Annotated in this window: 11 protein-coding genes; 3 read left to right on the top strand and 8 right to left on the bottom strand. The window is 57.5% G+C overall.

Features of this window, described 5'->3' with window-relative positions; translation table 11 throughout:
• Window positions 1-170 precede the first annotated feature (170 nt).
• Window positions 171-1,496, bottom strand: a complete 1,326-nt coding sequence (locus AAE027_RS23285) for an MFS transporter (protein ID WP_370988749.1) — start codon at window positions 1,494-1,496, stop codon at window positions 171-173.
• A gap of 1,143 nt (window positions 1,497-2,639) precedes the next feature.
• Here AAE027_RS23285 and AAE027_RS23280 point away from each other — a divergent pair.
• Together AAE027_RS23280 and AAE027_RS23275 are read left to right on the top strand one after the other, a co-directional pair.
• On the top strand, window positions 2,640-4,232 hold the full coding sequence (locus AAE027_RS23280) for a tryptophan halogenase family protein (protein WP_370988750.1): 1,593 nt from the start codon (window positions 2,640-2,642) through the stop codon (window positions 4,230-4,232).
• Between the two features lie 481 nt (window positions 4,233-4,713).
• Window positions 4,714-5,409 carry a GntR family transcriptional regulator gene (locus tag AAE027_RS23275; protein WP_370988751.1) on the top strand — a complete coding sequence of 232 codons (696 nt, stop codon included), beginning with the start codon at window positions 4,714-4,716 and terminating at the stop codon, window positions 5,407-5,409.
• Here AAE027_RS23275 and AAE027_RS23270 read toward each other — a convergent pair.
• The 7 genes from AAE027_RS23270 to AAE027_RS23240 form a co-directional block, all read right to left on the bottom strand.
• The gene (locus AAE027_RS23270) at window positions 5,318-7,015 is read right to left on the bottom strand and encodes an ABC transporter ATP-binding protein (RefSeq protein WP_370988752.1); all 1,698 of its coding nucleotides are present in this window, start codon (window positions 7,013-7,015) and stop codon (window positions 5,318-5,320) included. The genes AAE027_RS23275 and AAE027_RS23270 overlap by 92 nt on opposite strands.
• Complete coding sequence (locus AAE027_RS23265; protein ID WP_370988753.1) at window positions 7,002-8,660, bottom strand: asparagine synthase-related protein; 1,659 nt, start codon at window positions 8,658-8,660, stop codon at window positions 7,002-7,004. The genes AAE027_RS23270 and AAE027_RS23265 overlap by 14 nt, the downstream gene beginning before the upstream one ends.
• On the bottom strand, window positions 8,657-9,214 hold the full coding sequence (locus tag AAE027_RS23260; protein ID WP_370988754.1) for a lasso peptide biosynthesis B2 protein: 558 nt from the start codon (window positions 9,212-9,214) through the stop codon (window positions 8,657-8,659). Before AAE027_RS23260 ends, AAE027_RS23265 begins: the two co-directional genes overlap by 4 nt.
• Before the next feature lie 75 nt (window positions 9,215-9,289).
• A complete protein-coding gene (locus AAE027_RS23255; protein ID WP_370988755.1) occupies window positions 9,290-9,436 on the bottom strand; it encodes a hypothetical protein in 147 nt (48 codons plus the stop codon).
• Window positions 9,437-10,544: 1,108 nt separating this feature from the next.
• Window positions 10,545-10,979, bottom strand: coding sequence for an SET domain-containing protein (locus AAE027_RS23250; RefSeq protein ID WP_370988756.1), 435 nt, complete (start codon window positions 10,977-10,979; stop codon window positions 10,545-10,547).
• A gap of 639 nt (window positions 10,980-11,618) precedes the next feature.
• Window positions 11,619-11,810: a hypothetical protein gene (locus AAE027_RS23245; RefSeq protein WP_130216568.1), complete on the bottom strand. Its 192-nt coding sequence runs from the start codon at window positions 11,808-11,810 to the stop codon at window positions 11,619-11,621.
• 121 nt (window positions 11,811-11,931) lie between these two features.
• A complete protein-coding gene (locus AAE027_RS23240) occupies window positions 11,932-13,305 on the bottom strand; it encodes a hypothetical protein (RefSeq protein ID WP_370988758.1) in 1,374 nt (457 codons plus the stop codon).
• 1,547 nt (window positions 13,306-14,852) lie between these two features.
• Between AAE027_RS23240 and AAE027_RS23235 the strand changes: the two genes are divergently transcribed.
• Window positions 14,853-15,926: a hypothetical protein gene (locus AAE027_RS23235; RefSeq protein ID WP_370988759.1), complete on the top strand. Its 1,074-nt coding sequence runs from the start codon at window positions 14,853-14,855 to the stop codon at window positions 15,924-15,926.
• Window positions 15,927-16,040 lie beyond the last annotated feature (114 nt).

Genomic DNA, 16,040 nt, shown 5'->3' with positions numbered 1-16,040 from the left:
GCTGGCAACAGTCGACAAGACTCCTGAGTGCTGTCGGAGCCGTCCGTGCTGTCGGTGCTCTCGATGGCCGCGACCGACCGCATCAAAGGCGGCGACGTACATTCTTGTTGGCCAGCGCGAGGCAGCGCGCGATATCATCCGCAGGTGACCCGTGATCACATTGTCCGGCGCTATGACGGGTTTTTACTTGTGCGCAGAGCTCTAAGTGGTGCCGTCTCCGGCATCATGAGCATGGCAAAGAGTCCGACCGCGCTAGCGACAAGCATGTACCAGGCGGGCGCGAGCGCGCTCCCGGTAAGGTGGATCAGCCAGGTGACGACTGGTTGAGCTGTGCCTCCGAAAATCGCTATCGCAAAAGCGTAGATCGTCGCGAAGGCGCCACCACGAATGTTCTTGGGCAAACCTTCGGCCATGCTCACATAGAAGGCGCTATACGGAATCGTTCCGATCAGGGTAAGCGCGCCGAGACCTCCGAGAAGTGCGAGGGCACTACGGCTCTCTGCAATCCACAAGAATACCGGATAGGTCATCAGCAATGCAGTGACCTGCGGCCATATCATGATGTGCCGACGGCCTGCGCGGTCTGCGAGCCAGCCGCCCAGCAGTGCGGCAGCAATTCCTACCGTATTGCTGATGAGCGTGGTACCAAAGGCGAGAGGCGCGGAAACGTGCAGGGTGTTCAGCGCATAGGTGGTCATATATCCCGTGACATAAGTAATGATCGTGCAGCTGGCCAAGATGACAAATCCCAAGCTCATGATGCGGCGAGCGGCAGGCGACCTCCCTACAGGTTGCATGACGAGAGCCGGCGCCTCGGGGCGGTGCAACGTTTCGGGCAGGGCGCTCCGCAACCAAAGTCCGAACGGTAATGTGACGGCGCCGAGCAACAGCGCGATCCGCCATCCGTACGCATTGAGTGCCTCGCTCGTCATGGTGAGGGAGAGTATTACTCCAACGAGCGCTCCGGCCGTCGCAGCGATCTGTTGGCTGGCGGGTTGAAACGAGACAGCAAGACCGCGTCCTTCGGTCGGGGCCGCTTCCATCAAATACGCGGTCGTCGGACCAACCTCACCGCCCAGCGCGAAGCCCTGCACTAAACGTGCGAAAATGACCAGCAGCGGAGCGGCAATTCCTATTGTCTCGTACGAGGGCGTAACAGCCAACAACAGGATCGCGGCGCTCATCATGGCAAAGCTGGCGGTCATCGCGGGCCGGCGGCCGGCCCGATCCGAATACGAGCCGAGCACGATGGCCCCGATCGGTCTGGTCACAAAACCCGCGCCGAAGGTTGCGAGCGACAGCATGAGGCTGGCGAACGGGTCGCTTGCCGGGAAGAACGCTTGGCCGATCTGGATTGCGAAAAAGCTATAGGTCCCGAAGTCGTAGAATTCGAGAATATTGCCGATCGTTGCACCCAAAACGGCGCGGCGGGTCAAGCGTTGGTCTGCGGCATCGAGGACCGAGTCCGGCTTCTCCTGAGTAAATTGCTTGGCCATCCTCGATCCGTGTGAAGCGCGATCGCTGGCCTGAGCATTTCGACCAGTCAGGGCGCGCACGTTGCACTCCACTTGCCGCACACGTCTCTACCTTGATGATCTGGCACGGCTAGTGCGCCAGTCCACATGTAGACTGAAGCGTTGTCAGGACGAAGCTCATGATAATTGTGCAATAAAAATGCCGGCCTCTTGCGACCCCATTGAAGCCTTGAACTGATCGCGCACTTGCCAGCAAAGACAAATAAGAGAACCCGCCGCAGTTGTCGCGCGGCCCCAGACATTGCGCTGCTGTGCAGTGGCGGGTTTGCGACAAAATTGGCGGGCGCCGAACAGGTGGCGCCTGCTCTGATCTTGCGATCGCAGCCGTCAGGTAGCAATCGGCGACGACTCCGCACCAAAGGTGCGATCGGACAAGCTCGAGTTGCTTCAACCGTCGCATCTCGGTCGGCAGCAATCCGTGGTACTTCCTTTTCCAGTCGAAATAGGTCGCCTAGCTGACTCCGGCCCTGCGGCAGATCTCCGCAACCGCAACCGCTTGAGAATGAACGCCTTCTTGGAAAATTTTGAGGCCTTCATCATCTGTCGCTCCTCCCAGCCGAGAGGATTCGGCGGCGAAAGCTCTAGCCAAAAATGTCCAGTTTGCCGGCCTCAGATCACTTGAATCGCACGCAGCGTCAGGTTGTATCTCAGATAGGTGGGACGGTCCCCGACCACGCGAAGGCTCTCCAACGACCGACACGGATTGCGAATGTCTCAACTCTTAGGCTCACGCCGCGGGAATCCCGTCATCAGCGAAAAGCAGGGCGGTTTGGACGGTCTCAACGCTCTTCATTAGCAATGGTGGCGGTGTTGTTCACCCGATGCAAGCCCCTTCCGCCTTCGAATGCACCTGGGAGCACCAACACGACGCCATTACGCAAGTGGAGGCTTGCGAATTGCCGATGCTGATCTCTCGTTACGAACGCGGCTGCGCCTTCAAACGCGGTTATGAGCCATCGCCTTTAAGGCGGGATAGCTTCAATCTCACAAGCGGTGAAATCCTCCCCTGACCTCGACGCGAGCGTGCCAAGCGATGCTCTTATCGATCGAGCGAAGCTGGAGCTCTGCACCGATTGAACAACTTTAACAAACGACTAACATTTGATGAACGAAACGGCAGCCATGATGACCAGCGAATCTATCGTGATTTTGGGCGGCGGGTCGGCAGGATGGATGACTGCCGCCTATCTCAAAAAAGCGTTGAGGGGTGTCGATATCGCGCTTATCGAGTCTGCTAACGTTGGCACCATTGGGGTTGGTGAAGCCAGCTTCAGCACAATGAAATTATTTTTTGATTATCTTGGCCTTGATGAATCGGAATGGATGCCACCTTGTAATGCTACCTATAAGCTCGCGATCAAATTCACCAATTGGACCGCTGGGGGCGGTCATTTCTATCATCCGTTTCAACGCTATGAGGTCATAGACGGAAACAATCTTGGCGAATGGTGGTTACACCTAAAGCCTAATGAGACACCATTCGATTCCGCCTGCTTTACCACCCCCTCTCTATGCGAGAACAACAGATCTCCAAGATACTTGAACGGTGAAGTCTTCGATCACAAGGTCAAAACCACCTTCAATTTTGCTAGCGAGGCGCCGCCAAATACATTCCTGTCTGATCACCGGTTGCAGTACCCTTATGGGTATCATTTTGAAGCCAGTCTGCTCGCGAGCTTTCTTAAGAATTATGCGACGGCGCTTGGCGTTCGGTGCATCAAAGACGATGTCGAAGACGTGCTGCTCTCGAGTGATGGTTCGATCGATTGTCTCAGGACGCGCAGAAATGGGGCAGTGAAAGGATCGCTTTATGTAGATTGTACCGGTTTTCGCGGTCTCCTCATCAACCAGGCACTCAAGGAACCGTTCGTTTCGTTCCAAGACGTCTTGCTGAACGACCGCGCGATAGCGCTGCAGGTCCCCTACCAAGCCGACACATCAAATATCGAGCCCTTTACCTCAGCCACTGCTTTACCGTCCGGCTGGGTGTGGAATATTCCTCTCTATAATCGCGTGGGGACCGGCTACGTCTATTGCAGTCAGTTCATCTCTTCCGAGCAAGCTGAATCTGACCTTCGCGCACATTTAGGTCCGCGCGCGACAGATTGCATCGCAAATCACATCAAGATGCGAATCGGCCGTTGCCGCAATTCTTGGGTCAAAAACTGCGTCGCAATCGGTTTGTCCTCCGGTTTCGTAGAGCCACTAGAGTCGACCGGGATTTTCTTCATTCAGTTCGGCATTGAGGAGCTCCTACGTCATTATTCAGGTTCCACGACGGACCCGGACGTAGTGGCCGACTACAATAGGATCATTGCCGATTGCATCGATGGGGTGCGCGACTTTCTTGTCCTTCATTATCGCGCTTCTGATAGGGCTGACACGCCGTTTTGGAAGGCGACAAAGGAGATCTCTGTACCTTCCTCGGTGGATCAACGTCTTGCACTTTGGAAAAAGCGGCTTCCGAACGAAAGGAGTATCAACTCGTGTTATCACGGCTTCGAATTCTACTCGTATTCTGTGATGCTGCTCGGGTTGCATTATCGACCCGTCAATAGCTTGCTTACTCTGCGGCACTCTAACGTAAGCGCTGCCGTTGCGGCATTCCAAGCAGTGCGGGATCGGACAGCCGAGTTAGTCCGCACATTGCCGAGCCATTTGGAATATCTTCAGCATCTTCGGCGAGCGAGGAACTGAACTGGACTCCTGATTTTCGACCAGCGGATTAGGTGGTGCGGATGCCGTTCAATTCTGATAACGAGCGGACCACGAAGAGGAACGGCGGAACTCAATCTCTCCATGCCGCCCGGCTCGTTGGTCATGATCAAGGAGGACCGCGAGTGCCGACGCAACATCGTGAACAGCGAAACCAACATGTTGGCGCCGACATCTGCATTCGTGGCAGCGATGCTGCTTCTTGGGCGAGTTGCACAGAAGAAATGCCGCTCGATCATCGCCTCTACCCGTTCCGACCGCCGATTCCGCTTTGGACATACCCAGGTCGTACTCTGCGGCAGAGCTTCGTGGCCCTGGCGGAAGCCCTGCCATGGCGGCCTACCCCAGCAGCCATTTCGCCACGGACCGGACCGCTCATGGGCTTCCGGGGCGGCATGAGCTATGCCAAGAGGTGAGGCCCCCTTGGCCGCCTCAGTCAGGACGGTTGAACGGGCGAGTAATCATGGCTTTTGAGACACAGCATCCAGTATTCGAGGCCTTGCGCGAGCGTCTATTATTGGGCCATTGGCTACCCGGCACAGCCTTGAAGCCTGCCGATATTGCCGATGAGCTTCGCGTCGGCATTTCGCCCGTACGAGAGGCTTTGATACGGCTGACTGAGCGCGATGTGGTGCAAAATGTCGACCACAAGGGATTCAACGCCAGGCCGATCGACCCACACCAAGCCATCCTGTTCTGCAATATGCTGTCGCAAATGTATGTCGATAGCATCAGCGATTTCACCAAGGCGAAGCTGATCGACGAAGTGGCGGCAAGCTTCTGCGGTGAAATTAATCCCATTTACGCAAGCAATGCGGATCCCGCCAAGCTCTTCTTGAAAGTAGGCGAGTGCTATCGGCGCGCGTTGCTGGTCAAACAGCATCGCCACATTGCGGATCACGTCGCGGACGTCGTTTATGTCTACCTTTCACGCGCCATGGGAACGCGTACGTACTACAGCGATTTGCTTGTCGAAAGCCAAAGTATTAGTGCGTTGATGGTCGAAGGGCAGCACAAGGCCGCAGCCCGTGCCATTCAGGGCTTTTTCAGACGCCGGGTCACGGAAGTTATGCGAGCACAGGCGAGGCTCTCGCGGATGCCGACCACGACAAATCTAGCACGGAGTCATGTGAACTTATCACGGCCCGGCGGTGCGTAATTGCTATGATCGTCGTGTCCGACGCGAGTTGCCGAAGTTCGTCGAAGATTCCGCGCTCGGTCTGCTCGTCCAGCCCGGAACTGGCCTCATCGAGGAGCAACAGCCGAGGCCTTGCGATGAGTGCACGGGCGATCGCAAGGCGCTGCCTCTCGCCGCCGCTTAGCAATTGGCCCCGTTCGCCGACGCGGTAGTCCAAACCGTCCCGCAAGGAAGTCACCTTATCAGCCAGATGGACGCATTCTAGCGCGTGGAACACGTCCGCATCGGAAAACGGGCGGCCCAGCAGAACGTTTTCGCGGATACTCAGATTCATCATCATGGGTTCTTGGGGCACGTAACCTACGTGCGCCAAGTAATCTTCCGGATCGATCGTGGTCAGGTCCAGGGAGCCAACGCGTACCAGGCCGCTGTAGCCTTGATGCATTTTTAGCAGGAGTTGCATAAGCGTCGATTTGCCAGCGCCCGACCGTCCGATGATGAAGTTGATGACGCCGGGCTTGAACTCGCCCGTTATCCCAGAGAGAAGCGGCGAGGCGGCTCGCTCATAACCAAACGAAAGCGCGCTGATGGAAATGGTGAGTGAGCCCGATATCGGCATACTACGCTTGAGCATAGCGGGTCGTGCCGCTGGGGCATGTGCATCAAGCAGCGCCTGCAGCGGTCCGGCCATGCCGCGCGCAACGATGATGTCCCGAATTGACATGCCGATAAGCTCGAACGGCCGGTTCAGTTGAACCAGGATCATGCTCACCATGACGAGCCCACCTATCTCGCCTGACCGCTCATAGAGCCACAGCGAAAGCCCCAAGATCGAGGCATACTGAACGAACAAGAGGGTGGCTTGCAAAGCGCCATAGCGCAATCGGACACCATAGAACCTGAGCCAGGCTCGGCGCGTGGCGGTGGTCTGGCGATCATACAACTCAGCGATCCAAGGTTGAGCGCGAAACACCCTGATCGAAACGATGTTTTCGATTGCATTTCCTAAAACGTTCGAACCCTCGTTACTTGAGGCCTGCGCCTGAGCCTGATACACCTTTGTAACGCTATTGCTCTTCCACGTTATCAGTACGAGGACGGCGCCGTAGGCTACGACGAACAGCGCCACAAACCAATTGGCGGCTCCACCGACGGCAAGGAACGAGAACGCAACATCGGCGACCCCGCCCATCAGCACCATCAAATAGAGCTGGATGTAGATCTTATTGGACTGGTGCCAACTCTCTACCATTGCCGAAATCTTGCTCGGATTGTTTTGAGCAAACAGCGATCCCTCGGCGCTCACCAGAGCGGCCATGATCTTCTTGCTGGAGAGATTACGAACGTCCTGTTCGAGCCTGTTCGACAGAACCGCCTTGACCTCCTGCAAGCACCGAGCAAGCGCGGCCGTAACGGCAAACAGCAACAACAAACTGAGCGTATAAAGCGGCGGCGCGCTGGCCAGCCGGGCGACGGCCCGTGAGAACAAGAGCGGCCCGGCGACCGTGCAGGCGGACGCTGCAATGGTCGTGAGCAGGAAGCCCACGACAAGAAGGCGAGAAGATTGCAAGCTCGTCTTGATGATGTCCCATTGGAGCGGGGATAAGAGCGGCTTACCCGAGTTCATGAAGGTCCATCCAATCGGCAACAGCGCAGACACGAACGAGTGCAAACGCTGAGTCGTAAGACAAATTGTCGATAGCAGAACGGAGGAGATCGCGGGAGATCAAGCCGTGCCGATACAATGCACTACGCTCGACACGTGACGCCAAAGCACCATATTCGTACCGCATTAGCATGTCGCGCCCGGCACCTTTGCCAACACGATAATAGATCACGTCGGGCAAGTCTTCCCGGAAGGCCTCGCGCTCAAGTGCACGATCAATTCCATTTGAGTGGTGATGTCGGCGAGCCGCGAGGAGGCCCGCCTTGATGAGCGGCCAGAACACAAAGGCCTTTCGCTCTTCTACCGCAATGTCTCGCAGTGCGATGCGATTGAGCTCCGCATTGCGCATGCCGAAGAACTGAAACAGTCGCGTCGTCGGCAGGTGGCGTAGGGACCTGGCGCCAGGTACGAGCTCTGCACGGATATCCGGCGGCACGGATGCGACAGGCGACTGCGGAAATCGAAGATCACCGAACATATGCCGGCGTAAGTCCCGGCTGCTCTGACCGGTGATCACGTCGCGAAGAACACGCCAGACAGACGCTCGAGCCTGAATCGCAAGGCCGGCGAGCTCGCGCAATGCCTCTCCTGGCGATCGGGATTCGGCAAGCAGCTCTCTGGCCATCGTCAAGCGGCGCATTCTGAGAAATAGTTGGTCGCCTCCATCTCCTGTGAGTACCACGCGCGATCCTGCAGCCTGCGCAGCCTCGTGAAGTTGAGCTGTTGTGGCGATCGTGGCGGCTAGCTTACAAGGTCGCGGCGTTGGAGCTAGCAATTCTGACGATAGGTGGGTCATCGACGAGCGAGCATTCGCTTCGACATAGGTTGGCGCGCCGCCCACCTGCTCGGCTAGTGCGGCAAAAAAGAAGCGTTCGTCACCATTGACGTCAGTCTCTGAGTAGCTGTTCAGGAGGGAGAGGGACCTATCTCGATGGAGGTCGGCCGCAGCCAACGCCACTACCGACGAATCAAGGCCCCCGGAACATTCAATGCTGAAAGCACCGCCGTAGCGGCGCGTTTTGTGAGCGACGCTCGCCGAGATCAATTGGCGAAAGCTGGCCGCGTCATCCTCAAAAGAGACCGCTGACGCGTTGAGCCTGGCCACGGCGCCCGCCAGAAAATCGACTTGCCGAAAGGTGCCACTTGAGACGATGAGCGCCGCGCCACTCAGTAGCTCGAAAATCCCACACAACCCTGTTTCCGGGGTCAACCAGGACGCGTTGCATATCAAGCCCGTCAAATAGCCAAAGTTGAAGGCGCGGCGTTGCGCCAAGGCGGCATCTGGCAGCTTCAGTCCTGCCCAGCACTCAATCACATCATTTCTGACCTGGTAGAAGATGGATATTTCCGAGAAAGGGGGGCGTACGATCGCGATGCCACTTGGCGCGCGAACAATGAAAGCCGCATCGCCAGCGTACCGCTCCTGCAGCAGAGCCACAATCTCCGGCAGAGACGTGCCTTTGAAGTGTGTTGGTTCCAATTGAGTCGGCATGCCGGTGTCGGCGTCAACAATATCGTTGAGCACCGTGATTTCCACGCGGCCGTTTACAACGATGGTGGCAAGCTGCTTGGCTGAATCCAAGAGCCAATCTGCATTGAGTCTCATTTCTCGAATCTCAAGATGACGCTGTACTCCTCCACAGCACGCTTCGCGTCGTTCAAAATGAGGTCGCCAGATTGCAGCCAGGCGTGGGCTCTGAAAGGTGGCTGCTTCACACCCACGAGGAGCTCGAGTGATGCGATGTAGGGATAGAAAAAGAGATACCCACCCACGGAATCCTCAAGACAGCGCGGGCGGCGAAAGCGAAGATTGCGCAGATGTTGGAATACGCTGGCGTAGTAATGGATTGTTTCGACTCCCACGGACACCGGTGCCGTACCGCGACGCGAGGCACGTAAAAAGTCGAGTTGACGAACGATGGTCTGGCCGCGAACGACGCGAGCAGCATGAGCCGCACGCGCATAGTGCCACACCAGATGGAGGGGTGGGAAAAAGGCTGGCGGTGAACTCAGGCAATCGCGCAACTTTGCCGTCGTCTCGGTTAGCCGTTCATGCTCCTCCGGACAAGCTACAGATGTGGTAGCCATGCTGTAACGATTGGATTGCAGGTCGAGGCTGATCCAACGCCCGTTAGACCACGCATGAAATATGTCGCTCACAGCAGCGATCCCTTGCCCACCGCGCCCTCAAACTGATGGGATGGGCCGAAGCCCATCCCATCAAGGCGATCCGCGTCAATCGGAATCATCCATGTAATAATAATCGCCGGTCGTGTGTTCTGCGCGCCACGAGCCCCCAAAGCCTTTTGTGAGCTCGGTGGCGTCCCCGAGGTCCTGCACCGTGTCATTGATAGCGGTGTCATTGATAGCGGTTGTATTCATCCACTTTCTCCAGAGTGACCGGCATATTGCCAGCGCGCGGAAGCTAGCATCGTGACATAAAATAGGGCTTTTATTTTTTGAGTATGATGTCGACCGATTCGAAAAATAGTTTGACGTTGCGGAGGATGCGGGATTTGGGCGACGAGGCAATTAGATGGCGCGTTTGCGGCCAGCGGCCGAAGGGACGATGATTCAATCACCTATGATCATACGTACCCTGAGCCTTCTAGGATTAGTCCGAGGGGAAGGTTTCATCGCCAGGTTTCATCAACAGTCGCGTCTTACAAATTCCAATAGGCGTTAACCGCAGGTCTCACGCACCCTCAGGCTCAATCCAGGTTGAAGTTCGCTCGGGCCCACAACAACGAGCAGAACATGAAGCGCAGCCGCTGTTCGGAAGAGGTCGGGTATTCGGTCCCAATCGCCTGGCCTATTTGCCAAGTAGCCCCTTTTGCCTGGCGATCATGAACCCGTTCATACGAAGGGGGAAAGCCATGATCTACGTCGGCCTGGATGTTTTCCTAAACTCCTTGCGATATGGGAGGTCGACGGGACCGGAAAGGTTGTTCTGCGCCATCGATTGTGGGGTACCTTAAGCCTTGGGCCAGTCAAGTTGAGCGGGTGGGCCTGGAGTCAGAACCGAATTCAGAATGGCTGACGCGAATCTATTCGGAGCGGGGCTTCCGGCCGTTAGTTTGGAAGCCGCCAGGCAAGGCACCGCTTTCAGCTATGCCGGTGAAGACCGATCGGGACGATGCCGCCTACCTCTCCGCAACGGACGATCGGCTGCCGCAACCCCGACCAGCTCCGCCAGACTCCCAGGGGAATCGTAGCAGCAGCCCAGTGTTTTCGCTGCCAGGACGCGTTGCGGACTTTAGCCAGTCAGCGAGTCAGTAACGAAGCCTTAGGTTGGCACAACAGATGTAGTGAACTCCACGTAGGCGGGCTCCCAACGTCATCGAAAGCGCGTTCGTGTGCGCCAAAGGGCGTCGAACAAGATCGCCCTCAGCATGATCTTCAACTCGCGTCGTCTCGAAGGGGACAACCGCGGCCGAAACTCTCCCCGGTGTAAATTTGCCGACGGAATCAGCGTCGTCAGACCGCAAACTCAATCCAACGCCGCCTGGCGCCTTCCGGCACCAAGATTCGGCGCTAGCTCTTTAACCCACGATAAGTCGCACCTTGGATCGAAAGACAAGTAATCGCAAGTCAGTTCTTCACCCGGTTGTACGTCACAGGCTGTGAAAATTCGGCAATGATCGTCATGATATGTGTTTGGCTGACTGCTGTGATTCATGAAACGGGCATTGTCAGCATTGTACTCTACAACACCATCATCAACATCGAGGTCTCTTGGATAGGCATGCTTGTCAAGTAAAGCTTGAAATGTTGGAGGTAAAGTTTCGTACTGTTCAGGCGTCACGGCAATATCAACGATTGGATTATGAATCCAAATTAATGTATCTTTAGGTAGAAGAGTAGCAGAGAAAAGTCCAATACCGCCAAACTGGTCTGGCTTCAAAATGGTTTCAACAATCAACATTGAGATATCTCCAAACTAACACCCAGCAAGTTAACTGACCTGAGCCCCGCAAATCTTCTGCAAGAATTGGTAGGGTCGTTTAATCGCGCCTCCGCCACAATTTCGATTTTTCCTCGATCTCTGCACTTTTTTCGGCGCTGCTGCTGTCGGATCAGGATCTCAGCGAACTCGATCGGCGAGCGTCGGTGGCGTAGTTGGGAAGGTCTATGCACTGCTCTCAGGGGTTTCAGCGACTATCTGCCTCAAAAAAATAAGAAAGGGCATTGCTGGCCGGCTTTCCGCGGAGGCGCTGGATGCAGATGTCAAGAGCTATAACCAGGACACGAGCGGCGGCGGCAACGTCGGGCAGCACTGGCTCAGCTGCGGAAGTCATCGGTCGGCGCTAAAGCGATGGAGATCGCGCTCGGTATCCCGACCATTGCTGATCCCGAAGATACGGCACTGATAGAGTCCAGGCGGATCGACGACGCCGCTGCGCAGCGCGGCGTTGGCCAGAGGAGCTTTCTGCGGAAGGCCACGACCAGCATGTGCATCTGGGGCTGATGGACGCCGACCAATCGTCTGCCTCGCAGTCAGCTCAGTCGACCCGGGGTTGCAATGGAGCGCAGGAAACAGCCTCTTTCGCCGAGGATGCTTCCCTTACTTTCGGGGCTTGAGGAGGCCCTTCTCGAGGGCAATGCCGCCAAACGTACCGGCAAGAACACCGTTGGCTTTCTTCGCAGCTTTGGCCGCTGGCTCTTCGCAAATAACAAAGAACCGATGGCTGTTCGGCTCAAAGAGGAGTCGCTGAGCGATGATGCACGCAAGTTCATCGGGACGGGTGGCGCTCATCTGCACCACCCAGAACTTCGCCGAACTCGCAAGAGTCGCGGGAGCAAACTATCGTCCATTAACAACCCCGATACCAGAGCTATCTGGACGGGCTCCTAGCGTCGGGAGTGTTCCTCGGCGTCTACATTCGTGGATGATGGATGAGCCGAACGTCGTTGGGCCCTCCCGGCCCCAAGAGGGCGGTGTAGCGCTCGCCGCGAATGTCATATTGTTTTACCGGCTGCGCAGCGTCCGGCAAGAGGCCCCAGCGGCCGAGCTTGGAGACCATCGTGTGCGGGGCGGGTTGGGTGCCGTGCGAAAAGCCCTCGGGAACGGCGAATGATGCAGCATAAATCTCGCGGACCGCGGGGGACGTCGTCTCAGCCCTGGAGGACGCCGGAGCGGCTGTTTCCGTCGACCGTCCAAGCCGCGCTGGCGAGGCCCGATTCGCCGGCCGCGCACTGGGCTGCGGAACGTTTTCCGGTCGAAATCCGGGGCGAATGGCAGCGCCGGGTGGATTGAGTGGGGTGCTTCGGCTCATCGCCGCCGCGGGCACGAACAGCGCGGTGCAGCGGTCAGTGTGAACCACGACACTGTTGGGTCGGCTGTCCTGGCTCGGCGAGATGCTGCTACCGTCAAGCGCAGCCGAGGCGTGCTGGTCGCCCTGCCGGAAGTTGAAGGGAAGAACGACCGCTCCTAAATTCAGGGGCTGCTGATGGCGCGCGGTTGGCTCGAGAGACGATGATGGGCCGGCGTCTTCCACCATCGCCCACAGCTGATCCTGATCGTAAGCTTCCTCAGGAAGGACCAATGGCGAACCGACCGCTGGCCCGAAAGGCGACGGTGCGCCGGCGCTTTCCATCAGCACACGAGCCATTGAATTGCCCGGCTCGCTCAGCTGGCGCTCAATGGCATCCAGTTCCGCATGGCTTAGCGTCCTCTGCCTCTTCGCAGGCCTCAACTGCCCGCTGTAATCCTTACCCATGAGGGCCGCGTGACTTGAAAGGGGGGTGCTCCCGGTGAGCTCGTTCGGAGCCGGCTGGTAGCCGTCGCTCCAGTTGAAGTGACGAACGGCTTCTCCGCGATCCGGTGCCTGGTGATCGCGCGCGGTTGGCTTGAGAGACGATGCTAGGATGGGTTCGCCCATCATCCCTCGCAGCGGATCCTGATCGTGACCTTCCGCAGTCAGCTCCTTCGGCCAACTCAAAGCTTCCCGGGGCGCGCTGTGCTGCGCAGCGGCGTCCCCGACGCGTCTGGTGACTGCGTCTTGGGGATGAGGACCGCCGGCACTATGGTGCCCAAATTCCAACGCCTGGGTGAGCCCACGGTCTTCGTCAGACAGATGAGGATTGTAGCGATCTGGAGAAACAGGAGCCTCTGCGACGGCGGGGGTATCAAGCTGCGGCACTGCATCCAAGTACGGCTCAAACTCCGCTTGCTGCTGTTGCGGTTGTGGCACCGCGGCGTTGTAAGCAGAGTCTCGGTCGAATGGGTTGATGCTGTTAAATGGGTCCATGTCCCGTCCCGGTTTGAGCTGGTTCGCAGTCCTGAGCCGATCGTGTCGCTCTCTGGTTCACGCTCTATTAGGATCAGCTGTCGACAAGCTGACGCACTTAGAGACTTAAGTGAGCCATTGGCCACCCCGACCGCCACCCTCACTCGAGGAACGCGCCAAGGAGCCGGGATTGCTATTTTTCGGAAACAATGGCTGGGTGAGTCGGAGCCGGCATGAACAGATTCTATTTTGAGTAGCATCATTGGACCTAGAAAATCGTCCAAAAATAAAGTGTGTACCGAGCTGGGAAGCGTTCTGAAACGATGCCGTCCGGATGGTGCCCGAACTGAGGCGGACCTCTTCGTTGAAGCCATGCCTTGCCGAGAAGGTCGACTCTGGCCGCAGAGGGTGAATCGGATCCAGCCATCTTGGCACGTGTCGCGGTGCGGACAGTGCAGGAATCCTTGCAGCTGACCGATGTGAAGGAGGACCGACGTGCGACATGTTGGGTGTCGCCAGGAGGGGGCTTGAATTATTGCACTCGCAAGGCGTCATCCATCGAAAACCTTGATCCCGGTGATGGTTGGTTCGTCGCGCGGCGAAGGACCCGCACCCGGACCACCAGAGCATATATTCGCATAGAAAGAGGGATGCTGCCTCGCGCAGAAGCGCCTCCTCTTTGCCGTGGCCAGCAACCGGTGGACTGCGCCCGAGAACACGGGCCTTTGGGGTGCATAGTTTCGTCGGCTTGCTGAAAGTGCTGGATCTCCTACATTGCTATGAGCAAGAGCGAATTTTGAGCCGGGCAAGCGAAGCAATTGGAACGGCCGTTTGCCGCTCCGCTAGCAGCCAGTACGAGGCGGCGGATCGCCCTCTGGCGTGCAAACAAACAGCTTGATATCGAAATCAAAATCATGCGTCTTGTCCGGCCGTTATTTGCGCTGTGGCTGAACTCATTAGATGTTGCGGGCTGCCTGGGCCGCAGGCGCCGCGGCCTGCCACGACGGCGGCGCGACTGGAGAGCAGACAGCCCCTTCTCGCTCACACAGCTCTTAAATGGTGTTGCAGGCCACCGAGCCGTCCGCTTGCTTAGGCTAGGCCGGCGCCCGCCGGTTACGCTCGCTCCTGCTGGAAGTAGCTGGGGGACACAAAGCGCCGTAGCAGATGCTCGGCAGATTCGATGTGCCGATTGTGCGCAGAATTCTTCGCTTCCTTTACTTCTCTGCCGCGATACTTTGCTAAGTGTGGCTTCGTTCCGAGGCTCTGCGCGACTTCCAGCCGCGTAAAAGGATGTGGGGCAGCACGGCTGCGGGCACACTACCAGCGGCTGTTCAACTATCAGTGGAGCTACACAGCCGCAACGTTATCCATAACCCATCAGGCGCGCCGAAGACGCGGGATTACCTGGCGGTACGCAGGTTCGTGGGACGCTCTCCCGCAGCGTCGGTAGCCGAGCGGGAAGCCCCCGAAAAGTTGGCGGTCGGTCGCATTCCTTTCCTCACTTGTCAGCTTCTCGAAAGCCGCACCTGCCAAGATCAAACTGAACGTCCCATGCGCGAGGGGAACAGATGAACATCGATCCACCGAACACATTAGAACGCTTGACCCAGCAGCAGCGGACGCAGCAACAGCCGGGCGGCCTAAGCGCACAAACCAGCTCACCAGCACACCCGTCGCCGGATCAAGCGGACTTTGAGCAGCAGCTGAGCGAACTGCGGTCACACCGAACATCAGATTCAGCTGCCGCTTCGATGGATTCCCGGATTGGATCACCCTCGACCGTGACGAGGGGCAATCTGAGAGCGTGCGCCATCCAGGAAAGCGAGCGGTGCCCGGCCGCATCCTTCGTCAGGGGGCGCGCCGAACTTGCCGCATCGCTAGCCGGAGCGAGTGTTAAGGCGCTGAAGAACGAGATCAAACTCGCTGCGCAGCGAGCCGCACAGTGGCCACGAGCCACCGGATCTTCTGCCGGCAGTGTCGACGTTGACCGCATTTTCGACGATGTGCTGGCATCATCGTATCTGCCGCTGCACCGTTTTCAGAACGAGGACATCGATTGTGAGCCCATTCTAGACGAGGAGGTGAGTGCCATCGCGCATGTGCGTTCCCTCGCGGGTTTGCGTGCTCAGGCTAGCCCGCATGTTTATAAGGCTGCTATCTGCTCGGACGACGAAAGGGAGGACGAAATTGATATGGCGCGCCTCGCGGCATGGCACACGAAAGGCGTTACAGAGAGTGCTTTTGTCTCATTGTCCCAGACCCCCTCGCGACTGCTCCTTTCAAAGGACCACAGCGAGAATGGCGCGAACGCGATTGCAAAGAACGCTAAGAAGCTGCACACTTATACGGTACCAAGCGTCACCGCCTGGCCGATCAAAAAGATCAACGCTATTCTAGAGCGTGGGCATGCTCCCGGAGATGAGGAGCTGCGAGATTGGTTAGGGGGAATACCGAGCGAGGAGACCGAGGTCCTGTTTCTGGGCGGCAACCTAGCTGATTATTGGACAGCCAGCGTGGATAATCCGAACATGGCTAGCACACCGCAAGATCGTACGCCGATCAAGAAAGCAAGGATCAGCTTCGATACGCCCGAGATGATGACGGATTCTCGAGCTCATTGCCCCTCGGATTCCGGCCACTGACCTTCTCAATCCTGACGAGCTATCGGCTGCGGTCGAATCGGCCGGGACTGGCGCCCCTGCTTTCTGCTATTTGGAAGTCAAGCGTGCCGGGCGAATGCGCGTCCGGTCCGAAGG

The organism is Bradyrhizobium sp. DN3, assembly GCF_041357655.1.
Classification (GTDB): domain Bacteria; phylum Pseudomonadota; class Alphaproteobacteria; order Rhizobiales; family Xanthobacteraceae; genus Bradyrhizobium.
This window is presented reverse-complemented; position numbering and strand designations above follow the sequence as displayed.